General features: G+C 67.6%; 24 protein-coding genes and 1 pseudogene. 8 read left to right on the top strand and 17 right to left on the bottom strand.

Features of this window, described 5'->3' with window-relative positions:
- Window positions 1–3: 3 nt before the first annotated feature.
- The 3 genes from OIE13_RS04480 to OIE13_RS04470 form a co-directional block, all read right to left on the bottom strand.
- Window positions 4–1,236: a cytochrome P450 gene (locus OIE13_RS04480; protein WP_326642610.1), complete on the bottom strand. Its 1,233-nt coding sequence runs from the start codon at window positions 1,234–1,236 to the stop codon at window positions 4–6.
- Between the two features lie 51 nt (window positions 1,237–1,287).
- Window positions 1,288–1,422: an alpha/beta fold hydrolase gene (locus OIE13_RS04475; RefSeq protein ID WP_326642612.1), complete on the bottom strand. Its 135-nt coding sequence runs from the start codon at window positions 1,420–1,422 to the stop codon at window positions 1,288–1,290.
- Between the two features lie 142 nt (window positions 1,423–1,564).
- Window positions 1,565–3,130, bottom strand: coding sequence for a GMC family oxidoreductase (locus OIE13_RS04470; protein WP_326829577.1), 1,566 nt, complete (start codon window positions 3,128–3,130; stop codon window positions 1,565–1,567).
- A gap of 166 nt (window positions 3,131–3,296) precedes the next feature.
- Here OIE13_RS04470 and OIE13_RS04465 point away from each other — a divergent pair, with 166 nt between their 5' ends.
- Complete coding sequence (locus OIE13_RS04465; protein WP_326642616.1) at window positions 3,297–4,829, top strand: long-chain-fatty-acid--CoA ligase; 1,533 nt, start codon at window positions 3,297–3,299, stop codon at window positions 4,827–4,829.
- A gap of 211 nt (window positions 4,830–5,040) precedes the next feature.
- On the opposite strand, the gene OIE13_RS04460 is transcribed toward OIE13_RS04465, so the two are convergent.
- The 4 genes from OIE13_RS04460 to OIE13_RS04445 all read right to left on the bottom strand — a co-directional run bounded on the left by OIE13_RS04460 (window position 5,041) and on the right by OIE13_RS04445 (window position 9,689).
- Window positions 5,041–6,300, bottom strand: a complete 1,260-nt coding sequence (locus tag OIE13_RS04460; protein WP_326642618.1) for a cyclopropane-fatty-acyl-phospholipid synthase family protein — start codon at window positions 6,298–6,300, stop codon at window positions 5,041–5,043.
- Between the two features lie 14 nt (window positions 6,301–6,314).
- Window positions 6,315–7,673: an FAD-binding oxidoreductase gene (locus OIE13_RS04455; RefSeq protein ID WP_326642620.1), complete on the bottom strand. Its 1,359-nt coding sequence runs from the start codon at window positions 7,671–7,673 to the stop codon at window positions 6,315–6,317.
- Between the two features lie 110 nt (window positions 7,674–7,783).
- Window positions 7,784–8,008 (bottom strand): hypothetical protein, encoded by a 225-nt coding sequence (locus OIE13_RS04450; RefSeq protein WP_326642621.1) that lies wholly within the window; start codon window positions 8,006–8,008, stop codon window positions 7,784–7,786.
- A gap of 1 nt (window position 8,009) precedes the next feature.
- A complete protein-coding gene (locus OIE13_RS04445) occupies window positions 8,010–9,689 on the bottom strand; it encodes a serine/threonine-protein kinase (RefSeq protein ID WP_326829576.1) in 1,680 nt (559 codons plus the stop codon).
- 228 nt (window positions 9,690–9,917) lie between these two features.
- Between OIE13_RS04445 and OIE13_RS04440 the strand changes: the two genes are divergently transcribed.
- A complete protein-coding gene (locus OIE13_RS04440) occupies window positions 9,918–11,051 on the top strand; it encodes a CaiB/BaiF CoA transferase family protein (protein WP_326829575.1) in 1,134 nt (377 codons plus the stop codon).
- 129 nt (window positions 11,052–11,180) lie between these two features.
- Here OIE13_RS04440 and OIE13_RS04435 read toward each other — a convergent pair whose 3' ends face one another.
- Window positions 11,181–11,648, bottom strand: coding sequence for a GyrI-like domain-containing protein (locus tag OIE13_RS04435; protein WP_326642626.1), 468 nt, complete (start codon window positions 11,646–11,648; stop codon window positions 11,181–11,183).
- A 134-nt stretch (window positions 11,649–11,782) separates the two neighbouring features.
- On the opposite strand from OIE13_RS04435, the gene OIE13_RS04430 reads away from it, so the two are divergent.
- Both OIE13_RS04430 and OIE13_RS04425 read left to right on the top strand, forming a co-directional pair.
- Window positions 11,783–13,222: a GuaB1 family IMP dehydrogenase-related protein gene (locus OIE13_RS04430; RefSeq protein WP_326642628.1), complete on the top strand. Its 1,440-nt coding sequence runs from the start codon at window positions 11,783–11,785 to the stop codon at window positions 13,220–13,222.
- Window positions 13,223–13,235: 13 nt separating this feature from the next.
- Window positions 13,236–13,562: pseudogene (locus tag OIE13_RS04425) on the top strand (general stress protein); the annotation flags it as partial.
- 136 nt (window positions 13,563–13,698) lie between these two features.
- Here the strand turns inward: OIE13_RS04425 and OIE13_RS04420 are convergent.
- Window positions 13,699–14,190, bottom strand: a complete 492-nt coding sequence (locus OIE13_RS04420; RefSeq protein ID WP_326830262.1) for an ATP-binding protein — start codon at window positions 14,188–14,190, stop codon at window positions 13,699–13,701.
- 28 nt (window positions 14,191–14,218) lie between these two features.
- Window positions 14,219–14,665: a hypothetical protein gene (locus OIE13_RS04415; protein WP_326829574.1), complete on the bottom strand. Its 447-nt coding sequence runs from the start codon at window positions 14,663–14,665 to the stop codon at window positions 14,219–14,221.
- A 176-nt stretch (window positions 14,666–14,841) separates the two neighbouring features.
- Between OIE13_RS04415 and OIE13_RS04410 the strand changes: the two genes are divergently transcribed.
- Entirely contained in the window at window positions 14,842–16,194 is a 1,353-nt protein-coding gene (locus tag OIE13_RS04410; RefSeq protein ID WP_326829573.1) for a helix-turn-helix transcriptional regulator, read from the top strand.
- A gap of 19 nt (window positions 16,195–16,213) precedes the next feature.
- Here the strand turns inward: OIE13_RS04410 and OIE13_RS04405 are convergent, their stop codons facing one another.
- Window positions 16,214–16,348 (bottom strand): hypothetical protein, encoded by a 135-nt coding sequence (locus tag OIE13_RS04405; RefSeq protein WP_326642634.1) that lies wholly within the window; start codon window positions 16,346–16,348, stop codon window positions 16,214–16,216.
- Between the two features lie 96 nt (window positions 16,349–16,444).
- On the opposite strand from OIE13_RS04405, the gene tnpC (OIE13_RS04400) reads away from it, so the two are divergent.
- Together tnpC (OIE13_RS04400) and OIE13_RS04395 are read left to right on the top strand one after the other, a co-directional pair.
- The gene (gene tnpC / locus OIE13_RS04400; protein WP_326829572.1) at window positions 16,445–17,845 is read left to right on the top strand and encodes an IS66 family transposase; all 1,401 of its coding nucleotides are present in this window, start codon (window positions 16,445–16,447) and stop codon (window positions 17,843–17,845) included.
- Window positions 17,802–18,746, top strand: coding sequence for an IS630 family transposase (locus tag OIE13_RS04395; protein ID WP_326829571.1), 945 nt, complete (start codon window positions 17,802–17,804; stop codon window positions 18,744–18,746). Before tnpC (OIE13_RS04400) ends, OIE13_RS04395 begins: the two co-directional genes overlap by 44 nt.
- A gap of 188 nt (window positions 18,747–18,934) precedes the next feature.
- Here the strand turns inward: OIE13_RS04395 and ltrA are convergent, their stop codons facing one another.
- Complete coding sequence (gene ltrA / locus OIE13_RS04390) at window positions 18,935–20,314, bottom strand: group II intron reverse transcriptase/maturase (RefSeq protein ID WP_326829502.1); 1,380 nt, start codon at window positions 20,312–20,314, stop codon at window positions 18,935–18,937.
- A gap of 534 nt (window positions 20,315–20,848) precedes the next feature.
- On the opposite strand from ltrA, the gene OIE13_RS04385 reads away from it, so the two are divergent.
- The gene (locus OIE13_RS04385; RefSeq protein WP_326829570.1) at window positions 20,849–21,196 is read left to right on the top strand and encodes an IS66 family transposase; all 348 of its coding nucleotides are present in this window, start codon (window positions 20,849–20,851) and stop codon (window positions 21,194–21,196) included.
- A gap of 34 nt (window positions 21,197–21,230) precedes the next feature.
- Here the strand turns inward: OIE13_RS04385 and OIE13_RS04380 are convergent, their stop codons facing one another.
- From OIE13_RS04380 to OIE13_RS04360, 5 genes are all read right to left on the bottom strand, one after another.
- Window positions 21,231–21,734, bottom strand: coding sequence for a DUF4265 domain-containing protein (locus OIE13_RS04380; RefSeq protein ID WP_326829569.1), 504 nt, complete (start codon window positions 21,732–21,734; stop codon window positions 21,231–21,233).
- A gap of 10 nt (window positions 21,735–21,744) precedes the next feature.
- Window positions 21,745–22,299 (bottom strand): transposase, encoded by a 555-nt coding sequence (locus OIE13_RS04375; RefSeq protein ID WP_326829568.1) that lies wholly within the window; start codon window positions 22,297–22,299, stop codon window positions 21,745–21,747.
- A complete protein-coding gene (locus tag OIE13_RS04370; protein WP_326829567.1) occupies window positions 22,296–22,877 on the bottom strand; it encodes a helix-turn-helix domain-containing protein in 582 nt (193 codons plus the stop codon). The genes OIE13_RS04375 and OIE13_RS04370 overlap by 4 nt, the downstream gene beginning before the upstream one ends.
- A gap of 202 nt (window positions 22,878–23,079) precedes the next feature.
- Window positions 23,080–24,573: an IS66 family transposase gene (tnpC, locus tag OIE13_RS04365; protein WP_326829566.1), complete on the bottom strand. Its 1,494-nt coding sequence runs from the start codon at window positions 24,571–24,573 to the stop codon at window positions 23,080–23,082.
- Window positions 24,574–24,669: 96 nt separating this feature from the next.
- Window positions 24,670–25,146 (bottom strand): hypothetical protein, encoded by a 477-nt coding sequence (locus OIE13_RS04360; RefSeq protein ID WP_326642640.1) that lies wholly within the window; start codon window positions 25,144–25,146, stop codon window positions 24,670–24,672.
- Between the last annotated feature and the right edge of the window lie 7 nt (window positions 25,147–25,153).

The raw sequence follows: 25,153 nt of genomic DNA, 5'->3' as shown, positions 1-25,153 counted from the left end.
ACCTCAGAAGTCGCAGTCGAGGTGCTTGATGCCGTTGATGAAGCTGGATCGCAGGCGGTCGGGCTCGCCGACCGAGCGGATCGCGGGCAGGCGGGTGAACAGCTCGCGGAACATCACGGTGATCTCGCGGCGGGCCAGGTGGGCGCCGAGGCAGAAGTGCGGCCCGGGGCCGCCGAAGCCGACGTGCGGGCCCTCGGTGCGCAGGATGTCGAAGCGGTGCGGGTCGGTGAAAACGCTCTCGTCACGGTTGGCCGCCCAGTAGTAGAGCAGGACCTTCTCGCCCTCTCGGTAGAGGTGACCGTTCATCTCGTGGTCGCGGGTGAGGCTGCGGCGCATCCAGGCGACGGGCGAGGCGAGGCGGACGATCTCCTCGACCGCGCCGGGCAGGCGCCCGTCGAGGTCCCCGAGCAGCAGTGCCCGCTGGTCGGGGTTCTCGGTGAACAGGTGCAGGCCGTGCGAGATGGCGTTGCGGGTGGTCTCGTTGCCCGCCACCACCAGCAGAATGAAGAACGAACCGAGCTCCTGCATCGTCAGCTTCTCACCGTCGATGTTGGCACTGGTCAGGGAGGTGGTGAGGTTGTCTCCGCCCTCGGCGGCCAGGGAGACGACGAGGTCCTGGAGCCGCTGCCCCGCTCCGAGGAGCAACTCGGCCGCGCGGCTGACGTCGGCGATGAACTCGGGGTCGCCGCCCGACAGGATGATGCTCGTGGCGTCGAAGACCGTCTGGTAGTGCTCGGGGCCGATACCCATCATGTCACAGATGATCTTCAGGGGCAGCTTGGCGGCCACCTCGGTCACGAAGTCACAGCCGGGGCCCCTGGCGATCAGCTCGTCCACGATCCGCACGGCGGTCGCCTCGACGTCGGCCTCAAACTTCTTGATCATCTTTGGCGTGAACGCCCGGGAGACGATCCGGCGAAGCCTCGCGTGCCGGGGATCGTCCATGCTGATCATCGAGCCGAAGTACTCGCTGAAGTCGGGGCCGAGGTCCTGGATGGACGTCGCCCCCCGGCCCGAGGAGAAGATCTCGGGGTTACGGCTGGCCTCGACGATGTCCGCGTGCCTTACCAGGGCGTAGTAGCCGGGACCGACCGGCGCGAAGGGGATCTCGGGTTCGGCGAACAGGATCGGGCCCGGCTGCGCGCGGAGTACCGCGAAGGCGGCCTCCCGTTCGGCCATCGGACGCTCCCAGAAAGTGATGTCCGACAGGTCGATGTCCGCGAGTGAAACCGTCACGCCAGCCTCCACTAGAACCACATTCGGTTTACCGATCCTGCCACAGGATCCTCAGCTCAACCAGTCGAGAACGAGGTCGTTGACTTCCCGAGGTCGTTCCAGGTGCAGGAAGTGCCCTGCCTGGAGAACATGCTCCCCCCTGGAGCCCGGCGGAAGGAAGGCCGCGGCCCGGTCGATCTGGTCCACCCCCAGGCCGCCGTCACGGACCCCGTGCAGGTAGAGGATCGGAACCTCCCGGCCGGTCGCGGACTGCTCGGCGGCATCGCGCCCGTCGGGGGCACCGCCATCGCGACCGCCTTACGCCGGCGCTCGGGGCGAAGAGGGCGCCTCAGCTGTCTGTGGCGATGAGGTCGGCGGCCTTCTCGGCGATCATGACGGTGGGCGCATGGGTGTGCCCCCGGTTGATGACCGGCATGACGGAGGCGTCGACCACCCGCAGACCCGCGACCCCGCGGACCCTCAGGGCGGGGTCCACCACCGACTCGGGATCGTCACCCATCCGGCAGGTGCCGACCGGGTGGTAGAGGGTCTCGCTGCGCTCGCGGATCCAGCGGACAAGCTCCTCGGTGGTCCTCGCCCCCCAGTACGGGTCCATCGGAGGCCCCGCGAGCGGTCGTAGCGCCTCGGTGGCGAACAGCTCCCCGGCCTTCCGCAGCCCGGCGACCTGCCGCCGGACGTCGGCCTCCGCCGTCAGGTAGCCGGGATCGATCACGACGTCGCGGCCGTCCAGCAGGACGCGGCCCCGACTCTCGGGTTGGAGCAGGATCGAGGCGATGGTCAGGCCGTGGCCGGACGGCGGGGTGAGGCCGTGGTTGACGAAGGGGCCTGGAGCGAAGATCAGCTCGATGTCGGGGGCGTGCTCCTCGGGAGAGGTGCGGATGAACGCCACGGCCTCGCCGACGTTGGAGGTGAGCATGCCCCGGCGGCCGACCAGGAAGCGGAGCAGGTTGCCCGCCGACTCGGCTCCGGCGAGCGTGATCGGCTCGGGGCAGTGCAGGACGACGCCCGAGGCGAGGTGGTCCTGGAGGTTGGCGCCCACCCCGGGCAACTCGTGGACCGGCTCGACGCCGGCGGCCCGCAGCTCGTCGGCCGGGCCGAGGCCCGACAGCATCAGCAGGTGCGGGGAGCCGATCGCACCGGCCGACAGCACGACCTCCCTGCGCGCCCGCACCACCGTACCGCTGTCGTCGTCGCCACCGTGATACCGCACGCCGGTCGCGCGCCCGCCCTCGATCAGCACCCGGCTCACGTGTGAGGAGGTCAGCACCGTGAGGTTGGGCCGCTTGGCCGCGGGTCCGAGATAGGCGTCGGCGGAACTCCAGCGGCGCCCCCTGTGCTGGGTGACGGGCGTCGGCGAGCACCCCTCGTTGGATGGGCCGTTGAGCTCCTCCAGGCGGGCGATGCCCAGCTCCTCGCAGGCCCGAAGGAAGAGTGCGGTGGCCCGGTTCGGGGAGCGCAGCTCCGAGATGTGGGTCGGGCCTTCCGTGCCGTACACACCGCCCCGGTTGGAGCCGGCACGGCGCTCGATCCGGTGGAAGTAGGGCAGGACCTCGTCGTAGGACCAGCCTGGCACGTCCCAGCCGTCGTAGTCCGCACGGTGCCCGCGCACCCACATCTGAGCGTTCATCGAGGAGGATCCACCGAGCATCCGGCCGCGTGGCCAGTAGAGCTCCCTGCCGGACAGCTCGGACTGCTTGGCGGTGGTGAAGTTCCAGTCGTGTTCGGTCTTGAACAGCTTGGCGAAGCCGGCCGGCATCCGGACGTCAAGCCTCCTGTCGGAACCGCCCGCCTCGATGAGGACGACCCTCGTACCCGGATCCGCGGAGAGTCGGTTGGCCAGCACGCATCCCGCCGACCCCGCGCCCACGATGACGTAGTCGTACTCCACGCTCACTGACCCCTCCTCGCACAGACGGTCAGCTCGCCTCCCCGTAAGCGGGCTCTTATCTACTTACTCCCCCGCGGTTTGCTCGTCAATTTGTAACCAAAGTTACCTACCAGTAGGTATTCGATGACTGCGAGTATGGGCGAGTCAGAGCTCGCTCGGAGGAGGACCCACGATGCTCAACCTGTCGGTCGCACTGGAGGACAGCGCCCGGGAGAACCCCGAGCGCACCGCACTGGTCTTCGGTGACCTGCGGCTGCCGTACTCCCTGGTCAACACCATCGCGAACCAGGTTGCCAACCTACTGGTCTCCAGGGGGATCGGGAAGGGGGACAAGGTCGCGCTGGCCTGCCCCAACCTGCCCTACTTCCCCTTCGTCTACTACGGCATCCTCAAGACCGGCGCCACGGTCGTGCCGCTCAACGTGCTGCTGCAGTCCAGGGAGATCGCCTACCACCTGGACGACTCCGAGGCCAAGGTGCTGTTCTGCTTCGAGGGCACCCCAGAACTGCCGCTCGGCGAGCGGGGCAAGGCGGGCTTCGAGGGATCGTCGGCGGAGCACTTCTTCGTGCTGCCCGCCGCCGCGTTCGCCACCGAGTCCGAGTACGGGGAGACCTTCTGGGCTGCGCTCGACGGCGTGTCCGGCGAGTTCGAGACCGTGCAGACCGCGCCCGACGACACGGCCGTGATCCTCTACACCAGCGGCACCACCGGCCAGCCCAAGGGCGCCGAGCTCAGTCATCAGAACATGCTGCTCAACGCCATGGTCTCGGATGAGATGTTCCCCCGCGCCGAGGGCGGCGACGCCTACCTGGCGGTGCTGCCGCTCTTCCACTCCTTCGGGCAGACAGTCATCATGAACGCCGGGTTCCGGCGCCAGGCGACCATCGTGCTCATGCCGCGCTTCGAGCCGGGGCCGGCCCTCGCGCTGATGCGCACCGAGAACGTCACGCTGTTCGCGGGCGTGCCGACCATGTACTGGGCCATGCTGACAAAGATCCACAGTGAGGGCGACGAGGTGCCCACCTCGCTCAAGGTCGCGGTGGCCGGCGGCGCCTCCTCACCCGTCGAGGTGCTCAGGGACTTCGAGAAGACCTTCGGGATCGGGATCCTGGAGGGGTACGGCCTGTCGGAGACCTCCCCGGTGGCCAGCTTCAACCATCCGGGCAGGCCCGCCAAGCCCGGCATGATCGGCACGCCGATCTGGGGTGTGGAGATGAAGCTGGTCGACGGCGACTGGAAGACCGTCGAGGGCGAGGGTCCCGGCGAGATCGCGATCCGCGGCCACAACGTGATGAAGGGCTACTACAACCGGCCCGAGGCGACCGCCGAGGTCATGAGGGACGGCTGGTTCCGCACCGGTGACATCGCCACCCGCGACGCGGACGGCTACTACGCCATCGTCGACCGGGCCAAGGACATGATCATCCGGGGTGGCTTCAACGTCTACCCGCGCGAGCTCGAAGAGGTCCTGATCACCCATCCGGAGGTCTCCCTCGCGGCGGTGGTCGGCGTCGCCCACGACTCGCACGGCGAGGAGGTCAAGGCGTACGTCATCCGCATCCCCGGCGCGACGATCACCGAGGCCGAACTCATCGCCTGGGGTAAGGAGAACATGGCGGCGTACAAGTACCCGCGGATCATCGAGTTCCGTGACGCCCTGCCGATGACCGCGACGGGCAAGATCCTCAAGCGCGAGCTCCGCTGAGCGGTTCGCACCCGCCGGGCCGAGAAAGCCTCGGGACCGGGTTCCGGCGCCTTCGTGTGTCGCCGGAACCCGGTCCCGACGAGGTGGCCACACCGGGTGGACCGAGGTGAACGCGCCCACGTGAGCGCGTCCGCGCGGGATCTCGTACGGGAACATCCCCTATGAGCTTCCTCCGCGCGGGCGCACCCGGCGTGAGCGCGTCCGCAGAGGGTCAGGGCCAGTCGCGTGAGGGGCGGAGCGGTACGTGGGCCGCCCCCTCGGAGTCCAGCTTCACGCCGAGGATCTGGTGAAGCTGGATCTTGTTGCGTTCGAAGCCGACCACGCAGGCCGCCATGTAGAGACGCCAGACCCGCGCCGTGCCCTCCCCTACCTCGGCGACCGCCTCGTCCCAGTGCTCGTCGAGGTTGGCGCACCAGTAGCGGAGGGTCTGCGCGTAGTGTTCGCGCAGGTTCTCCTCGTGCCGGATCTCGAAACCGGTGTCCTCGATCTGGCGGGCCAGGTAGCCGACCGACTCCAGCTCACCGTCGGGGAAGACGTAGCGGTTGATGAAGCCGCCGGCGTTGAGGGTCTTCTCGGTGCCCGTCGGCCGGGTGATGCAGTGGTTGAGCAGCCGCCCGCCGGGGACGAGCTTGTCGTACAGGGAACGGAAGTAGAAGGGCAGTTGCCCCTTGCCGATGTGCTCGGTCAGGCCGATCGAGCTGACGGCGTCGAAGCCCGTCTCCGGCACGTCGCGATAGTCCATGTGACGGACCTCGGCGAGCTCGCTGAGACCGGCCTCCGCGATGGCCTTCTGCGCCCACTCGGCCTGCTGGCGCGAGAGGGTGACGCCCAGCGCCTGCACCCCGTACTCACGGGCGGCGTGGATGACCATGCCGCCCCAGCCGCAGCCGACGTCCAGCAGCCTCATCCCCGGCTTCAGGCCCAGCTTCCGGGCGACCAGCTCGAACTTGGCGAGTTGTGCCTCCTCCAGGGTGGACTCCTGCTCGGGGAAGACCGCACAGGTGTAGGCCATGGAGGGGCCGAGCACCCACGAGTAGAACCTGTTGGAGACGTCGTAGTGGTGGTGGATCGCCTCGGCGTCGCGCTGCTTGGCGTGCCTGCTGCCCATCCGGGCGAGCATGCTGCGCCGCACCTCCTGCGGAGGCGGCGGCATCCGGGTGAGCAGTGGGCGGACCCCGAGGGCTCGGACGGCCGCGAGCTTCTGCCCGACGGGGATGTCGTTGATCGTGAGCGACCACATCCGGGACAGCAGGGTGTACATGTCCCCCTGGACGTCGAGGTGGCCGGACACGTACGCCCTGGCCAGTCCCAGCTCCCCGGGGGCCTGTGCCAGGTACGCGACGGCCGCCGGGGTCTTCACCTCGACGCTGATGTCGGCGCTGGCCGGGCCGGCCTTACTTCCGTCGTAGGCGACGAAGCGCACATCCGCCTCGGGGCCCATCACCTTTTCGAAGATCTCTGCGAGCAACACAGAATCAGCCTCTCCTAACGCCCCCGAACACACTTGTCGTAGAGGTCGAGCAACCGGCCACCCCCGTCGTATGCCCGCTTGACCGGCCAATAGGCGGTTCCGTTATAAAACCGCCAGAATTCATCCTCTGGGTAGAACGAGGTGGAGTACAGCGATTTATGACCGTCCAGCTCGTGGACCCGGTTCTCGATGAGACGGTTGTGGTAACCGTCGAACTGCCCCCGGGGCAACGGGACCGTCCCCCAGAAGCCGAAGTTGACGTACAGCCGGCCGGGCTCCAGCGGGTAGAGCGGCCACTCGCCCTCGGACCTCAGCGGGCACATCCAGACCGGCGCCATCCCGACCTTGTCGTGGAAGAAACTCAGGAACTCGGCACCGCGCTCGACGGGCACCTCGATGTCCTGGATGACCGACTCCTGCACCGGCAGGTCCCGCCAGCGGTCGATCCTGGCGATCACCCCGTACTTGCGGTCGAGGCCCACGAGCTTGCGGTAGACGTCCGAGCGCATCCACTTGCGCGGCATCAGGGAGCGCACCAGCGCGGTCTGCACGCCGAAGGCGCGCGAGCACCAGAACCAGTCGGTGTCCCAGCGCCACAGGTAGTCGCGGACGGTCAGCCAGTCGCGGGTCCTGGTCTGGATCGACCGGTAGTAGATGCGCATCCCGGTGTAGTCGGACAGGTACGGGGCACGCTCGGCGAAGCGTCCCACGGTGATGTAGAGCTCACCTGGACCAAAGAACGTGCCGTCCACGAAGTCGACGCGCTCGCCCTCGTGCTCGCCGCTTTCACAGATCTCGCGCATCGCGAGCATGCACTTGTCGGCGTCGCCGAACGGGATGTGGGTCAGCCTGACGTACGGCTGGACGGGCTTGAGCTTGATCCGGATCCGGAGGGCGTAGCCAAGCGTGCCGTAGGAGTTGGGGAACGCCCGGAACAGGTCGCGATGCTCGTTGTCGTCACGGGCCACGACGATCCTTCCGTCGCCGGTGAGGATCTCCAACTCCTCCACCGACTCGTGCGGCAGCCCGTCCCTGAAGCTGGTGGACTCGATGCCGAGCCCCGTCACCGCCCCGCCCAGCGTGATCGTCTTCAGCTGCGGCACCACGTACGGCATGAGCCCGTGGGCGAGCGTGGCGTCCACCAGGTGCTCGTAGGTGGTCATCCCCTGAACCTCGGCGGTCATCGTCTCCGGATCGACCGCGATGACCTGGTCCAGGTCCCTGGCGGAAAGCTTCGCCGACCGGGCGCCCTCTCTGAACCGGAACAGGTTCGTGGTGGCCTTGGCGAGCCGGGGCACCGCGTCGCCGGGAATGGCGGCGTAGGAATCCCTGATCTGCTCCACCGCTTGCCGGTGCGCCGACATTTCTGTCATCTGTCGCACGGTAATCACCCCCATCACCATCGTTGGAAAGATCGCCCCTAGGCACGTTATATCTCGGATGTCTCGGGAGCCAGGCGGGGCGCGTTAAACACTGGAAAACTCTACGGCCGTCCTTCCAGGAACCTACGGCCGACCACCGGATCAACCCCGTTGACCACGTTCGTCACCGGACGGCCGTCGATCGCGGCCTCGCCGAGCGCGGCGAGCAGCGACTCCCGATCGCGGGCCGCGGGGACCGACACCGCGATCCGGTCGCCCAGCGAGCCGAGCAGGTTACGCACCGCACCTTCCGGGAGCGGCGACGGCGCGAGCACCTTCCAGGTCATCTCACTCGCCTCCGCGGGGGTGGAAACTGCCGAACACCCGGTTCATGAGGGGCTGCTGGGCACCCCAGTCGCCGTCGTGGGTGGTCCAGCTGAGCACCATGACCGCGTCGCCCACCTCGATGAAACGCCGCACCTCGTGGTAGGTCACCCCGGCGGTGGCCCAGGGGGCTCCGCCGTTGTCCTTCATACTCCAGGTGAACTCCCACTGGAGCCCGGCGCCGTAGGCCAGGGGGATCTTCGCCGTGTCCTCGGAGTGGATCTCGCTCCACTGGGCCACGTTCTCCTTGACGATCTCCTGGAGGGACTCCAGACCGTCGGCGTCCGCCTCCAGCACCTCCACTGACAGGTGGGCGGCCCCGTCCCGGCGCAACCACTGGGTGTAGCCCGTCTCGGCCGCCCAGTCGCCGTTCCAGCCGGCCGGATAGCTGATGGACCAGTTCTCCGGCGGGCGGGCCCGCCATACCTTCAACCCTCCGGCGGGTGCCACGGTTCTGGCCGTGGTGGGAGTGGGAGTGGGAGTGGGGCTCGGGGTGGGCGTCTGCGACCTGGTCTCCTCCGTGGCTTCGGGCTTCGCCTCCGGGGAGGCGAGTTCGGCGCGCGCCACCGGCTGCGCCTCGGGCTGTGACATCGCCACGGCCGCGACGGCGCCACCTGCGGCCAGGAGCACGACGGCCGCCAGGACCAGCGGGATCCGGCCACCGCTCCGCGCCCCGCCGCTCCGCCCTCCACCTCGCCGGCGGCCGGGCATCGGCGAGGTTCCGATCTCGCGCCCGTTTCGCTCCCCGGCGCCGCGCGGGTTCTCGCCGGTCCGTGCCGTACGGTGGACCGCCCTCTCGCCGGTCCGTGCCGTACGGTGGACCGCCCTCTCTCCGGTGCGCCGGGCCGCGGCCGACGGGTCGTCGAGGACCTCCGCCAGCATGGCGTCGGCCTGCTGGGCGGTCAGCCGGTGGGCGGGCTCGCGCTGGAGCATGCCGGTGAGCACCGCGCGCATCTCCAGGGGCACCCTGCTGAAGTCGGGCTCCTCGGTGAGGAGTGCGCCGAGGGTGGCGATGGCGTCTCGACGCTCGAAGGGACCGTGCCCGACCAGGGCCGCGTAAAGGGTGGCGCCGAGCGCCCACAGGTCGGACCAGGGACCCGCGTCGGTGCCGGTGGCGCGCTCGGGCGGCAGGAAGCTCGGCGAGCCCGTCACCATGCCGGTCTGGGTCAGCGAGGTGTCGCCCTCGATGGTGGCGATACCGAAGTCGGAGAGCACGGCGCGGCCGTCGGCCTCCAGCAGGATGTTGCTGGGCTTGACGTCGCGGTGCAGGATCCCGGCCTCGTGGGCCGCGCGCAGGGCCGAGAGGACCTGACGGCCGATGTCGGCGACAGGGCGTACCGGCAGCAGACCTACCTCGTCCAGCCCGCGGGCCCTGACCAGCTCCATGATGATCCAGGGACGGCCGTCCTGCTCCGCCACGTCGTAGATCGCCACGATGCCCCGGTGATTGAGCCGGGCGGCGGTCCTGGCCTCACGAGAGGTGCGGGTCAGCTGGAGCTGGTGCTCTGCCGGGGAGAGGTTGGGCGGCAGGAGCACCTCCTTGACGGCGACCGAGCGGTTGAGGAGGGTGTCGTAGCCCTCCCAGACAACACCCATGCCGCCCCTGCCGAGTTCCCGCAGCAATCGATAGCGCCCAGCGACCACCCGTTCACTGTGCGGATATGTCATCGCAAAACCCCTAGGTCCCATTCGGCGAAGGCGCAAGTTTCCCATACGCGCGCGGGCGCCACGCGGCTACTCGCGATGTGTCTTGCCACAGAAAGCCGAATGTTGTTCTATTCAGGCGAAGGGAACGGTGTCGCGTCCTACCGAGCGATTGCTTGTGTGAGCCGTACCGGACTAGAGTCGATACCGCACCCGAGGAGAATATCTATGGAGCGCGTGACCAGAAAGGGGCCGCTGGCCGGAGTTCGCGTGCTCGAACTGGCGGGGCTGGCCCCCGGGCCGTTCGCCGGGATGATGCTGGCCGGCCACGGAGCCGAGGTACTGCGCGTCGATCGCGCGAGCGTCGTCGCCAAGGCGGGGGACGCGCCACGCGTCGATGTGATGGACCGGGGCAAACGGACGATCGGCCTGGATCTGAAGTCCCCCGAGGGGGTGGCCGCGTTCAAGGAGCTGGCCCGCCACGCCGACGTGGTCGTCGAGGTCTTCCGGCCGGGGGTCGCCGAACGCCTCGGCATCGGCCCCGCCGACCTGCACGCGATCAATCCGCGCCTGGTCTACGGGCGGATGACCGGCTGGGGCCAGGACGGCCCGCTCGCGCCGACCGCCGGGCACGACATCGACTACATCGCCATCTCCGGCGTGCTGTCGATGCTGGGCCGCGAGGGCGAGCGCCCCACCCCGCCGATCAACATCCTCGGCGACTTCGCCGGGGGCGGCCTCATGCTCGCGTACGGCGTGCTGCTCGCGCTGATCGAGCGGGAGCGGACCGGCGAGGGCCGGGTGATCGACGCCGCCATGGTGGACGGCGCGGCGACATTGTTCGCGATGTTCCACCACGGCGCGCAGACCGGCCTCTGGGGCCCGCGCGGCACGAACCTGCTCGACACCGGCGCGCCGATGTACGACACCTACGAGACCGCCGACGGCGGACATGTGGCCGTCGGCTCGCTGGAACCGCAGTTCTGGGCGGAGATGGTCACGCTGATGGGACTTGAGGACCTGCCCGACCGCGATGACAGGAAGCAGTGGCCCGCGCTTCGCGAGCGGCTGGCCGAGGCCTTCCGATCCAGAACCCGCGCCGAGTGGGAGGCGATCTTCGACGGCTCCGACGCGTGCGTCTCCCCCGTCCTGGAGGTGGGCGAGGCCGCAGAGCATCCGCACAACAAGGCCAGGGGCACGTTCGTCGAGGTCGGCGGCGTCCGGCAGCCCGCCCCCGCGCCACGCCTGCTCGGCGTGGGGGAACAGGACCTCTCCCCCGCCACCCGGCTGGCGGACCTGACCTCCTGGGGCCTGTCCGACGAGGCCGCGGCGCGGCTGCGCGAAGCGGGCATGCTGGCCTGATCGACGTCCTCGACGCCTTCAGGGACACCTGGAGGCAGGAGGGCCGAGTCCCGGCGGCCCGGCCCGCCGAACGACGACGACCTAACCCGCCCCGGATCGCCCGGCGCGACAGGGGCCGCGCCGAGCCGCTCAGCGCATCGGGGACATGACCGCCGCGTAGATGTCGGCGCCCCCGGGGTGGTGCACCTCCACGTCCGTGGTGAAGGCCCTCGGCGGGGTGCCTCCCGTCTCGGTGTGCTTCCACAGCCGCTGCCACTCCTCCAGCAGCGCGTCCGGCATCGGCCCTCGGGCCTCCAGCTTCAGCGAGGGCACCCCGGGCACCCGCACCGCCACCATGCCCTCGGGCAGCGCCGCGGCACTGCGCACGGTGACCCCGACGATCTGGGTGTAGGCGCCGTGGTGGTCGCTCTCGTAGTCGGTGAGCACGGCGTAGATGTTCTCGTCGATCCGTCCCGGCACGTGCGCGAAGGCTCCGGGGGACCCCGCCCTCGCCCACTGCGCGCGGAGCCTGCCCCGACCCGGCTCCATCTCGTCGGCGTTCGATGTTCGTACCGCATGACCTACTACGAGCATCTCGGGCCGATCAACCAGGATCACAACGCCTCCTCATGGCCACCCATTATTCACGCAAACCGGATCTTAGCCTCCGCTCCGACCTGCTGGATCCTCTTGGAGAGCGTGGAAAGGGGGAACGCTCATCTCTGGCAATTCACGGGATAAGGTGGAATAACGTGAAATTTCTCAACGAGTCGGTCCCGGCCTACGACCTGACCTACAGCGACGTGTTCATGGTGCCGTCGCTCTCCTCCGTCGGCTCACGGCTCGCCGTCGACCTCTCCAGCCGGGACGGCACCGGAACCACCATCCCCATCGTGGTCGCCAACATGACGGCCGTGGCGGGAAAGCGGATGGCCGAGACCGTCGCGCGCCGGGGCGGGATCACCGTGATCCCACAGGACATCCCGATCGACGTGGTCGCCAATGTCGTCGACTGGGTCAAGAAGCGCGATCTGATCCACGACACACCGCTGACGCTCACCCCGCACGACACCGTCGGCGAGGCGCTCAACCTGCTGCCCAAACGGGCCCACGGCGCCATCATCGTCGTCGACTGGGAGAACCGCCCGGTCGGCGTGGTCACCGAGGGCGACTGTTCCGGCGTGGACATGTACACGCAGCTCTCCCAGGTGATGTCCGACAACCTGCTCACCCTGCCCGCCGGGCTCGACCCGCGCGAGGTCTTCGACCGCCTCCACGAGGGCCGCCACCGGCTCGCCCCCGTCGTGGACGGCGACGGCCGGCTGGTCGGCATCCTGACCAGGACCGGCGCGCTGCGCTCCACCCTCTACCAGCCCGCGGTCGACGACTCGGGCAGGCTCCGCGTCGCCGCGGCCGTCGGCGTCAACGGCGACGTGGCCGCCAAGGCCAAGGAGATCCTCGACGCCGGGGTGGACTGCCTGGTCGTGGACACCGCCCACGGCCACCAGGAGAAGATGATCAGCGCCCTGCGGGCGGTTCGCGGGCTCGACCCCGGTGTACCCGTCGCGGCGGGCAACGTCGTCACCGCCGAGGGCGTGCGCGACCTGGTCGACGCGGGAGCCGACATCCTGAAGGTCGGCGTCGGCCCCGGGGCCATGTGCACCACCCGGATGATGACCGGCGTGGGCCGCCCGCAGTTCTCCGCCGTGCTGGAGTGCTCCGCGGAGGCTCGCAGGCTGGGCCGCCACGTGTGGGCCGACGGCGGCGTCCGCCACCCCCGTGACGTGGCCCTGGCCCTGGCCGCCGGAGCGGCCAACGTGATGATCGGTTCCTGGTTCGCCGGCACCTACGAATCGCCTGGCGACACCCGTACCGCCCCCGACGGGCGCAAGTACAAGGAGAACTTCGGAATGGCCTCGGCCCGCGCGGTGATGCTGCGCACCGCCGAGGACTCCCCCTTCGAGAGGGCCCGCAAGGCACTGTTCGAGGAGGGCATCTCCACCTCCAGGATGTACCTCGACCCGGCCATGCCCAGCGTCGAGGACCAGATCGACGCCATCGTGGCCGGTCTGCGCTCCTCGTGCACCTACGCGGGCGCCTCCACGCTGGAGGAGTTCCACGAGCGCGCGGTGATCGGTGTGCAGAGCGCGTCCGGCTACACCGAGGGCATGCCGCTCCACCAGAGCTGGTGACTCACCCGCCGGGATGAGGCGCCGCCGTCCCCGCGGCGCCTCCCTCTCGTCCCCCACCCCCGAAAGGCGAGCACCCATGAACGAGACGCCCACCGGCCTGGACACACAGGTCGTGGTGGACCGGAGGGTGCTGGCAGGCTACGACAACTACCTCGCGGCACAGCGAACCGTGGACGGTCTCTCCGACGCCGGATTCCCCGTCGAGAACGTGGCGATCGTCGGCAGCGACCTGAAACTTGAGGAGACCGTCACCGGCAGGGTGACCGACGGCCGGGCCGCGCTCACCGGAGCGGGCAGCGGCGCGGCCTTCGGCGCCATGGTCGGGATGTTCCTCGGACTGTTCACCTCGACCGCGCTGTCGTTCATCGTGCTCGTGCTCTGGGCAGCCCTGTGGGGTGCCGTGATGGGCGCCGCGTTCGGGTTCATCAACCACGCCTTCACCCGCGGCAAGCGGGACTTCGCCTCGCGCAGCGCGATCATCCCCTCCCGTTCTCCGGACCGGGTCGGCTGTGACACCTTCCAGACGGGCTGTTCTGTTCGAGCTCGAACCAGATCAGGGTTCCACTGGAATCGCGGTGGAATCCCCAGCGGGTGGCGAGGTCGTTGACGAGCATGAGTCCTCGGCCACCGGTGGCGTCCAGGCCGGGCTTTCTCGTACAGGGAATCTCCGATGTGCCGGAGTCCTGAACGGTGATCAGTATGCCGTGGGAGATGAAGGCCACCGTAACGACGAACTCTCGTGGCCGGTCGACCGGTCCGCTGGAGTACTCGACGGCGTTGGTGGCGAGTTCGCTGGTGAGGAGTATGGCGTCGTCGCGGAGCGGGTGGTCGTCGCCGAGGAGTTCGGCGACGAAGACGCGTGCGGGTCTGACCTGGTCGGGGGTGGCCGCGAACCGTTGGGAGATGACGGGCGTGTGGCCCAGAGGCGCTGACCAGCCGGGGATTCGGCCCAGGTGCGGTGACCGCATGGCGCCGCCGACTGGTGTACGGAAGCGGTCAGCGAGTACGCCGACGAGTGCGGACAGCAGGCGCGTTGCCATCTCGGTCACCTCCCGTGCTCGCGATCCCGTTGTGCTCGGGATTCCCGGCGACCTTGACGTCCGTGCTGCCCCCGGGGTGCGGGGCTTCTTTCGTTGAGAGGGGGCGGTTGGGCTGGTCGGGGGCGAGGTGGGGGTGGAAGTTCTCGATGTGCTGCATCTGGGCGGCCAGTTCGGCGGGGGTGTCGGCCTCGATCAGGCCGATGCGCTGCCTGCACCAGACGGGGGAGAGCGCCCACCAGTGTCCGGTGGCCTTGCCGTACCAGAGGTGCCAGCCGGTGAACCGCAGCGCCAGCGCGCGCGGCACCCGGTCGTATTCGTCGTCCCGCGATGTGTGTTGCGGAAGCGGAGGCTCGGTGGCCTGGCAGGGATCCATGGTGATCACCAGTGGGGGGTCGCCCGGCATATCTTCTCCCAGTGAGATCGAGTAACTCTGTGTAATTTCCTTTCAAGAGAAGCGCAGGTGAGTGACGATGAAAGGAGCCTCGTGGGGGCCCGCGCCGAGGGGCCGCCTTGAAGGCCAGATCAGTCGCGAGGGGGCCGCTTCCTGGCCTACAGGCAGTGAGCGAAAGGAGCCAGGGCGTGGAGGGTCTGACGATCGAGGAACTGATCAAGCAGTCCCGGCAGGCCAAGGGCCTCACTCAGGCGAGCCTCGCCGACCGGCTCGCCCGAGCGTCCGGACAGTCCACGATCACTCGCAACGAGGTCTCCCGCTGGGAACGCGGCAAGCGGCTGCCCTTGGCCTGGCTGCCGTGGTTAAGCATCGTGCTGGACCTCCCGCTGGCCGTACTGGACCAGGCGGTCGTGCTGTCCCGCGCCAAGCGACTGGGCGTCACTCCGCCGAGCATGAACGGCGATCGCCTGACGCTGTTCAGTGACGGCTGGACGCGAGAGAACAACGATGCGATGGCCGCCGGGCTGGTCGCCGAGAGCGAAGCCATGTCGGAGGAGTCCGCGCTTCGCGTCGCCCACGAGTGGCTGATCGTGGAGCCGCCGCAGCTCCATGAGATCCGGGCGGGACGTCGTATCGGTCACCCACTGATCGACAAGATCGAAACCCGGGTCGACCATTTGCGGCACCTCGATGACTACGTGGGCAGCACGGACCTGCACGCGCTCGTCTCCCAGGAGTTGGAAGCCACCGCCACGGTCGCCAGGGAGGCCGCCTACCGTGAGGACGTGGGCCGCCGACTCCTGAAAGCCGTGGGAGAGCTCTGTCAGCTCGCGGGATGGGTGACCTCCGACGCGGGACTGTATGGTCGAGCCCGGACTTACTACGTCAAAGGCATCCAAGCCGCGCATGTCGCCGGGGATGAGCCGACGGCGGCCAATCTGCTGTCCTCGTTGAGTTACCAGATGGCCAACGTGGGAGACCCCAGGAAGGCGGCCGTGCTGGCCCGTACGGCGGTCAAGGGCGCCGAGCGATCAAGCACCCCGCTCACCCGCGCTCTGCTGTTGGAACGAGTGGCCTGGGCACACGCCAAAGCGGGAGATTCAGCGATCACCGAACGGGCGCTCGGTGAGGTTGATCAGGTGTTCGGGCTGCACCGAGAGGGCGATGAGGACCCGAAGTGGGTCTACTGGCTGGACCGGGGCGAGGTCGACGTGATGGCCGGCCGCTGCTTCACCGAACTCGGCCGCCCGCTCAGGGCTGAACCGTTGCTCATCCAGGGCATCGACACCTACGACGCCACGCGTGCGCGGGAGCTTTCGCTCTATCTGAGCTGGCTCGCCGACGCCTACGCCCAGGCCCGCGAGATCGAGCAGGCCACCGAGGCCGCCTCGAAGTCGTTGAACCTGGCGGTCAAGGTCAACTCAGCCCGCGTCACCGACCGCATAGAGCTCATCCGGTCCCGGCTCCGGCCTTTCGCGGACACCGCGGCGGTCCGAAGATTCGAGGACCTCTGCCAGTCGGCGGTACTGAGCCGATCATAATTTTTTGGGACTATTCGCGTTACGGGCCGATGTAGGCCAAGTGCTGGTCGGCGAAGAAGGACCGGACGATGTCGGGACGTTTCTGCAGCCGGTGCATGCCGCTGTGCATGGTCGCGGCCAACTCGTGTTCATCGGCGACCGCCTCACGAGCCACCCGAGCCTTGAGGTTCTGGTGTGACTGTTCAGGTGCCCTTTCCTCGTGAGGTTGGGCGTGGCATGGGCATGATCGGACTCATGGGATGATCTTCGGGTGATTCCGGCTGAGGGCGAGCGTCCGTCATACGGCGAGCTTGCCGCTTTGGTCGTGACGCTGACCGCCCGGCTGGATGTGCTGGAAGCGCGGGTCGTCGAGTTGGAGGCGGAAAACGCCCAGCTCAAAGCGGAGAACGCGGAGTTGCGGGCTGAGAATGCCGAGCTGCGGCGGCAGGTAGGGCGAAACTCGCGTAATTCCTCGCAACCTCCGTCGGCCGATGGCCTGGCCAAGCCACCGCCCAAGTCGATGCGGGGTAGGAGCGGACGTCGCCCCGGTAAGCAGCCCGGCACGTCGGGGACGGCGTTGATGCAGGTGGACTGCCCGACATGGACGGTGCCGCACCTTCCATCTGCGTGTGGCGGGTGTGGCGGGGACCTGACCGATGCAACCCCGGCGGGCGTTGCGGTGATTCGGCAGGTTTTCGACATCCCCGAGGTCAAGGCCGAGGTCACCGCGCATGAGTTGCACGCCCTGGCCTGTGGCGGTTGCGGGACGGTGACCCGTGCTGCGGCTCCGGCGTTCGCCACGGCCCCGGCGGTGTACGGGCCACGGGTGAGCGCGCTGGCCGCCTACCTGTCCGCCCAGCACCACATCCCGGTTGGGCGGGTCGCCGAAGTCCTCGCCGATCTGGCCGGGATCGAGGTGTCGACCGGGTGGATCAGCGACACGGTCACGAAGGTGGCCCAGGTCCTGGCGCCGGTCAACGCACGGATCCGTGACGCGATCGCCGCTGCGAGCGTCGCGCACTTCGATGAGAGCGTCACCCGCGTAGGCGGCAGGAACCACTGGCTGCACGTGGCCGCCACACCTGCGCTGACCGCCTACCACATCGACGCCCACGGGCGCGGCACCGAGTCGATCACCGCGTTCGGGATCCTTCCCCGCTTCACCGGCGTGGCCGTCCACGACGCCTACCGCTCCTACCAGGCATTCGAGGGCTGCACGCACGCCTTGTGCAATGCGCACATCGTCCGGGAGGCCGCCGGGATCGGCGAGTACGACCTTCGCGCGCGGGCCGATGGCTGGGCTGAGGCGCTGGTGCTGTTACTCGGTGACGGATACCGGTGGGTGGCCGCCTGGCGAGACAAAGGGCATGACCGCCTGCCGGACTTCAAGCTGAAGGACCTGTCCCAGCGCTTCGACGACCTGGTGGAACGAGCGTTGACCGCGCATTCCCCACGCGGAACGGGCAAGCAGAGCCCTGCACGTACTGAGCCGATCGTAAGTTTTGGTACGTGTTGGGTAGCGGTGGGAGATCGAGTTCCGGCAGGCGCATGCTGGGGGTATGGCGAGAAAAGGTCGCAGAGCGACGTTCGAGGAGAAGGTTTTCGCCCTCCGGTTGCTGGAGGAGGGCATGTCACCGGATCGGGTGGCCGAGGCGCTGGGGGTGGGCCGTGAGTCGGTGTTTCGGTGGAAACGCCAGGCCCGGGCAGGTGGTGACGAGGCGCTGCGGATCAAGAAGGCGCCGGGTCGGCCGCGGCGGCTGACGCCTGGGCAGGAGCAGAGCGTCAAGGCGGTGGTGCGTGATGTCACCCCCCGTCAGGTACTGGGGACGGCGGTGGCATTGTGGACGCGGGCGCTGGTGGCGTTGGTGATCGCGGCCTGGTTCGGGATCGGTTTGTCGGTGGCGGCGGCCGGGAGGTTGCTGCGCGGGCTGGGCCTGTCGCCGCAACGCCCGGCCTATCGGGCATGGCGGCGTGATCCGGCGGCCGTCACCCGGTGGACGACGGTGCTGTTGCCGCAGATCTGTCGCCTGGCCCGGGCACGGGGGGCGCTGGTGTTGTTCGCCGATGAGATGAGCATGCGCGTCGATCACCGCGCCGGGACCACCTGGGGACTGATCGGACAGACCCCGGTGGTGTGCGCCGGGGCGCAGCGCCGGTCGGTGAAGATGTTCTCGGCGGTCGCCGCGGACGGCACGCTGCGCTACCGGCTGTGGCACGGCTCGATGGACCGCTGGGCGTTTCTCGGGTTCTGCGCGCAGCTGCTGCGCACCGTCATCGGGCCGATCTTCCTGGTCGTCGACGGCTCCTCGATCCACACCGCCGCCGCGGTGCGTGATTTCATCGCACGTACCGGCGGCCGGTTGCGCTTGTTCTTCCTGCCCGCCTACGCCCCCGATCTCAACCCTGATGAGTGGGTCAACCAAAACATCAAGGCCCGGGTGGCTCGTGAGGCGGTCGCCGATGAACACGAACTGGCCGCGGCCATGCACAGCGGCATGCACCGGCTACAGAAACGCCCCGACATCGTCCGGGCCTTCTTCACCGACCCGCACCTGACCTACATCGGCGCATAACGCCGATAGTCCCAAAACTTGTAGGGTCGGGGGCTGGCGCGGTGGCTTCTCCTGGCGGGAGGGCCTGGGGCCTTCCTTCCGTCGGTTTCCCGGACGGGTGTGCCACCCCAGTGGCCGTGACCAGGTTCTTCGCTCCGTTTCCAACCCCCGCCACCTCGATCCGTGCATGCGGTTCTCCCGCACACGGCTCACCGACGTCGTTCACCGCCGGCATTCGGCCTTTCCCGCCAGGGCTTGCCCGCCCTGGGCGCGACGACGATTCCATACAGGCTGATCAAGCCGAGATCGCTGAGCGAGCGTTTCAGCACGCCCCGGCCGTAGCTCCGGCTGCGCCGGTGTTTTCGGCTGAGGAACAGCGCCAGGCGCATCCAGGCGAACTCTCTGATCTTGCTAAAGCGCCGGGCAGAATGCCCGTACCGGAAATAGCCAGCCCATCCCCGCAGGAACAGGTTGACCTCCTTGGTGATCGCTTCGGTGCGAAGCAGCAGCCTGCGGCCGTCCGTGAGGTCACGGATCCGGTCGCGGGCGTGTTGCATCGCCCTGTCTGAGGGCCAGCGAGCGAGGAAAACGAACGGCCGTTTCCCGTTGAACCCGCGTGAGCGCACCAGCCGGTGGTGAAAGCCCAGGAAGTCCAGGCCTTCCCCACCGACCTCCAGGTGCACGATGCGGGTCTTGGCGGCCTTCGGCTCCAAACCGAGTGCCGCCAGCAGCTCCGTCAGGCGGGCCAGGGCCCGCTCGGCTTGACCGCGGGACCAGCACATCACGATCGCGTCGTCGGCATAGCGGGCCGGCACGCCGTCCGCCTCGTCCCACGCCCGATCCAATCGGTGCAGGTAGACGTTACAGAGGACGGGTGAAACCACGCCGCCTTGTGGCGTGCCGGTGACCTCTCGCCGGATCTGTCCGTCCTCCATCACCCCGGCGCGCAGAATCACCCGCAGGAGCTTCAGGAGCGACTGATCGCAGACGCGTTCCTCGATCGCACGCATCAACTCATCGTGCGGAATCGCCGAAAAGCAGTTGGCGATGTCCGTCTCGACCACCCACCGGCGGCCCCGCGCCTGCTCCTCAATGAGCACTTGCAGAGCATCGTGTGCTGAGCGCTTCGGGCGAAACCCGAATGAGCAATCAGCCATGTCCGCCTCGAAGACCGGTTCGAACACGATCTTCACAGCGGCCTGCACGATCCGATCCCGAACAGCGGGAATCGACAACGGCCGGTACTCGTCCTTCAGCCCAGGCTTGGGGATCATCACCCGGCGCGCGGGCAATGGCCGATACCGGCCCTGCCGAAGTTCCGCGGCCAACTCCTCAAGAAGCCGGACGATCCCGTACTCCTCGATGTCGGCCAGCGTGGTCGCGTCGATGCCCGGTGCGCCGTTGTTGCTGCGCACCATGACCCACCCGCGCTCCAGAACGTCTCTGCGATAGACCTTGTCCATGAGCGCGTGGAACCGACGTCCGGGATCGGCCTTGGCCGCCCGGTAGAGCACATGCTGCAAGGCGCGGACCGGATCACGCGGAACACGCGGCCCCACGGCGGCGGGAATAGCCAAAACGGCACTCACCGAGCCCCTCCTCCACCTCAATATGCATCGACGAAGTAGCGGCCCTTCCCTCACCGCCGGTTATGTTGTCCGGTCGGCTCAAGCAGTACTACGGCCGCCTCCGACGCCCACCCGGCCAGCAATCCACTTCCCGGCGTTGACCGGTTATAGGACGCCACGCTCCGGTAACACCTTCCGCAGGTCACCGGGCCGGGGAGGGCCTCCCCAGTTCCCGCCGTCACTATCGATACGTTCCGCGCCCCATACGCCGGGGAGTTCTTCGCGGCTGCAATTTCCAGGCTCTTCGCCGCTTCCATGGCCTTCACCCCGATCACGAGGGGCTCGGCTCTCCCTTGTCCCGTCCGAAGACGGCTGAGTAACGACGCCGCAGGCTTCGCGTCATGCTACGGACCGCATCGTCGCTCCCCCTTAAGGGCTTTTGACGCTGGGCTTCGACCCCGCCCGTTTCCAGACGAAGCCGCCAGCCTGCTACCGGGCCTCCTGGCAGCTACCCGGACCGGACTTTCACCGGCAAGCGACGACGAGCTTACGAACATGCAGATCAGCCGCTATGTCACGGCTTCACCTCCAGTTCTACTGGGCGCACATGATCGGCTCAGTAACCTGGCGCTACGCCTGCGAACCCGAAAGAGTGAGGTGCTGCGGTTCGCCACCGACTTCACTGTGGCGTACTCCAACAACGTCGCGGAGCAGGCCATCCGTATGATCAAGACGAAGACCAAGGTCAGCGGTGGTTTTCGCACGCTCAAGGGCGCCCAGACTTTCCTGGCCTATCCGCGGCTACATCTCCACCGTCCGAAAGAACGGTCTCCGCGCCGCTCACGCGCTGCACGACGCGCTGCTCGGCAATCCCTGGATGCCCGCACTCACGCGATGACCTGAATAGTCACCGCATCTTCGCAAGATCCTTAGACCCTCACGATGCCCTGAATGGTTCGACATCTCCCCATTCCCAGAAAGCTTCTCCTCGTTCGACATAGCCGCTTACAAGGCCAATCAGGTCATCGAAATTAATATCTGGGGGAACGTCTATGGCTATATGTCGATCTCCATTCCACTCAAACAGAAGGTCAGCCTCGCTGGCCTTCATATTAATTGAATTTATAACGATAGAGAGGCGCTCAGCTCCAAGCGACGGGATTAGTAGAACGCGAAGGACTTTTCGCCCCGACGGGCGCACTAGTGAACTAATCAACGACCCGTCGGAAGATATATTAACCACGTCCCCCAAGGCAAGCCCGTAAACTCGAAAGGGAATGCATCGGACTTCATACATTCCACCACCTAGATCGCCTAGCCACATTTGCTCGAACAGGCTAGGGAACCCGAAGGGTGCGAGATCAACGCGCGCAATATAGTTCTGCTTAGCCGCCTTCGCCGGGGTATCATGCACGAGAAACTTAGGTTCAGTAGCACTCATGATGCGCTCCTCATAGCCGGTAGACGAACGTGCGGCGGAGGAGGCGGGGCTGGGGTGGTGGTCGCCCCCAGATCCAGGGCTGGGCACAGGCGTTGAGTTGGGCGGTGGCGATGGCGACCGCGTAGGCGATCTCGGTGGCATCGGCAAAGGTCTGCCCGGCGAACGCGGCCTTGCGCAGCAGCCGCCACCAGCCTTCGGCCAGGTTCAGCCAGCACGCCTTGATCGGGATGAACACCTGGCGGATCCGCGGGTGACGCAGCAGCCATTGACGAACCTTCCAGTTGGAATGGCTGGACAGATTATCGGTGATGACCACGATCGGGCCGCGCCGGTTGGCAGCGGCGATCTGCGTCAGCAGCTGGATCCAGCCGTCGCTGTTGCGCGAGGGCGCGCAGAAGGTGAGTTCGGTGCCGTCGCGGATACGTAGGCCGCCGTACACCCACGCCTTGTCGGCGCCGCGCGCGTACTCCAGTCGGTCTTTGATCCGGTGCCCGTCAGGTGACCAGGCGGGCGCGGGTGGGAAGGTGCGCGGGGTCACCGGCCCCAGTTCGTCGGCGCAGATCACCGTGGTGCCTGGCGGCGGGTGGGTATAGAGGCCGACGACCTCGGCTCTTTTGGGACGAAGTCCGGATCGGTGGAGGTGGTCCACGAGCGGGTGTGCCGCCAGCGCACATGTTCGGTGACCAGGATCCGGCGCACCTGAGAGCGGTGGATGTCGATACCCGCCGCGCGGGCGGCTGCGGTGAGCGTGTTCAGTGTCCACTCGGCTGGGGCGGTCTCATCGGCCGCCACCAGGTCCCCGGTCGCATCGCGGACCGGCTTGCCGGGCGGGGTCGAACGCGCCAGCGCGATGACCTGTCCGCGTTCGACCTCGGTGATCCGCGGCTTGCGGCCCACTCCGGGCCGGTCACCCAACTCGGCCAAGCCCTCGACGTTGAACCGGTCGAGCCGCTCGCGCACCGTCTGCATGTGGCAGCCCAGCTTGGCCGCGATCGCGCTGGTCCGCAGCCCCTGCCAACTCAATACGATCATCTGCGCCCGCACGATCCAGTCGCCCGGGGCGTGCCGCGCTCCAGCCAGCTTACGGATCTTGCGTTCCTCGTCAGCGTCCAGCGGCGGACGCGCATACAGTAGCTTCGGCATGACAATCCCCCTGGGACCATCATCACCCCAGGCCAACAGGGATCTCCGCCCCATTCAGGAACGCAGCAGTAGGCGCTGGCATTGGGAAGTCCGGCGAGGAGAGTGGCATTAAGTCATGGCGGTAGTACTGGCGGCAACGGGAAGGCCTGGCTATACATTTATCCCGCAGAAATTGAAAACCCTCTCGTTCCCTAGTGACTATTCAGGTCATCGCGTGAGTGCGGGCATCCAGGGATTGCCGAGCAGCGCGTCGTGCAGCGCGTGAGCGGCGCGGAGACCGTTCTTTCGGACGGTGGAGATGTAGCCGCGGATAGGCCAGGAAAGTCTGGGCGCCCTTGAGCGTGCGAAAACCACCGCTGACCTTGGTCTTCGTCTTGATCATACGGATGGCCTGCTCCGCGACGTTGTTGGAGTACGCCACAGTGAAGTCGGTGGCGAACCGCAGCACCTCACTCTTTCGGGTTCGCAGGCGTAGCGCCAGGTTACGTGCAGGGCTCTGCTTGCCCGTTCCGCGTGGGGAATGCGCGGTCAACGCTCGTTCCACCAGGTCGTCGAAGCGCTGGGACAGGTCCTTCAGCTTGAAGTCCGGCAGGCGGTCATGCCCTTTGTCTCGCCAGGCGGCCACCCACCGGTATCCGTCACCGAGTAACAGCACCAGCGCCTCAGCCCAGCCATCGGCCCGCGCGCGAAGGTCGTACTCGCCGATCCCGGCGGCCTCCCGGACGATGTGCGCATTGCACAAGGCGTGCGTGCAGCCCTCGAATGCCTGGTAGGAGCGGTAGGCGTCGTGGACGGCCACGCCGGTGAAGCGGGGAAGGATCCCGAACGCGGTGATCGACTCGGTGCCGCGCCCGTGGGCGTCGATGTGGTAGGCGGTCAGCACAGGTGTGGCGGCCACGTGCAGCCAGTGGTTCCTGCCGCCTACGCGGGTGACGCTCTCATCGAAGTGCGCGACGCTCGCAGCGGCGATCGCGTCACGGATCCGTGCGTTGACCGGCGCCAGGACCTGGGCCACCTTCGTGACCGTGTCGCTGATCCACCCGGTCGACACCTCGATCCCGGCCAGATCGGCGAGGACTTCGGCGACCCGCCCAACCGGGATGTGGTGCTGGGCGGACAGGTAGGCGGCCAGCGCGCTCACCCGTGGCCCGTACACCGCCGGGGCCGTGGCGAACGCCGGAGCCGCAGCACGGGTCACCGTCCCGCAACCGCCACAGGCCAGGGCGTGCAACTCATGCGCGGTGACCTCGGCCTTGACCTCGGGGATGTCGAAAACCTGCCGAATCACCGCAACGCCCGCCGGGGTTGCATCGGTCAGGTCCCCGCCACACCCGCCACACGCAGATGGAAGGTGCGGCACCGTCCATGTCGGGCAGTCCACCTGCATCAACGCCGTCCCCGACGTGCCGGGCTGCTTACCGGGGCGACGTCCGCTCCTACCCCGCATCGACTTGGGCGGTGGCTTGGCCAGGCCATCGGCCGACGGAGGTTGCGAGGAATTACGCGAGTTTCGCCCTACCTGCCGCCGCAGCTCGGCATTCTCAGCCCGCAACTCCGCGTTCTCCGCTTTGAGCTGGGCGTTTTCCGCCTCCAACTCGACGACCCGCGCTTCCAGCACATCCAGCCGGGCGGTCAGCGTCACGACCAAAGCGGCAAGCTCGCCGTATGACGGACGCTCGCCCTCAGCCGGAATCACCCGAAGATCATCCCATGAGTCCGATCATGCCCATGCCACGCCCAACCTCACGAGGAAAGGGCACCTGAACAGTCACGTTCCCTAGTCAGTCGTAGGCTAATTGGAATAATAACCATCTGGAGCAATAAATATTGACTGAAAATAGCGAGCAAGGCCGTCGTTGTCGCAGTCGTCACCGCTCTCACGGTCCAGGCCGATCGACGCTTCAGGTAGTACCGGGTGATACTTATCTTCAAAGTCGAGCCGATGCCCTATCTCGGCAAGCTGGACCAGGGCACTGTCGGCAGGAGTAGCGAAGATCGGAATACCATACAGATTCAGGTCGATCAAATTGGTGTCATTCGGTCGCCAAACCTCAAGGGTAAACAGGAACCCGCCGGACCCGAAGCTGGCGTATACGGAGAATGAGTCATCGAGGCCTTCCGTGCGAAGCTTGAGTGCACCCCCGGGGGCCGTGGAGTCCACTACATTCCCGAGAGTGGCCAACCCAGCCCTAACCTGTGGTTCGTCCATGCCGAACCGCAGACTGTCCAGTCCCGAGCCGACGTGGACTTCGAGCATCCGTTCAGCCATCGCTGCG

The sequence above is a fragment of the Streptosporangium sp. NBC_01810 genome (assembly GCF_035917355.1).
Classification (GTDB): domain Bacteria; phylum Actinomycetota; class Actinomycetes; order Streptosporangiales; family Streptosporangiaceae; genus Streptosporangium.
This window is presented reverse-complemented; position numbering and strand designations above follow the sequence as displayed.

Bases quoted from the DNA above. Each gene is read 5' to 3' on its own strand.
- OIE13_RS04465 (WP_326642616.1), top strand. From the start codon at position 3,297: ATGCTCAACCTGTCGGTCGCACTGGAGGACAGCGCCCGGGAGAACCCC.
- OIE13_RS04455 (WP_326642620.1), bottom strand. From the start codon at position 7,673: ATGACAGAAATGTCGGCGCACCGGCAAGCGGTGGAGCAGATCAGGGAT.
- OIE13_RS04450 (WP_326642621.1), bottom strand. From the start codon at position 8,008: ATGACCTGGAAGGTGCTCGCGCCGTCGCCGCTCCCGGAAGGTGCGGTG.
- OIE13_RS04440 (WP_326829575.1), top strand. From the start codon at position 9,918: ATGGAGCGCGTGACCAGAAAGGGGCCGCTGGCCGGAGTTCGCGTGCTC.
- OIE13_RS04420 (WP_326830262.1), bottom strand. From the start codon at position 14,190: ATGCGGTCACCGCACCTGGGCCGAATCCCCGGCTGGTCAGCGCCTCTG.
- OIE13_RS04415 (WP_326829574.1), bottom strand. From the start codon at position 14,665: ATGCCGGGCGACCCCCCACTGGTGATCACCATGGATCCCTGCCAGGCC.
- OIE13_RS04395 (WP_326829571.1), top strand. From the start codon at position 17,802: ATGTCACCGGATCGGGTGGCCGAGGCGCTGGGGGTGGGCCGTGAGTCG.
- OIE13_RS04385 (WP_326829570.1), top strand. From the start codon at position 20,849: ATGCAGATCAGCCGCTATGTCACGGCTTCACCTCCAGTTCTACTGGGC.
- OIE13_RS04380 (WP_326829569.1), bottom strand. From the start codon at position 21,734: ATGAGTGCTACTGAACCTAAGTTTCTCGTGCATGATACCCCGGCGAAG.
- OIE13_RS04370 (WP_326829567.1), bottom strand. From the start codon at position 22,877: ATGCCGAAGCTACTGTATGCGCGTCCGCCGCTGGACGCTGACGAGGAA.
- OIE13_RS04360 (WP_326642640.1), bottom strand. From the start codon at position 25,146: ATGGCTGAACGGATGCTCGAAGTCCACGTCGGCTCGGGACTGGACAGT.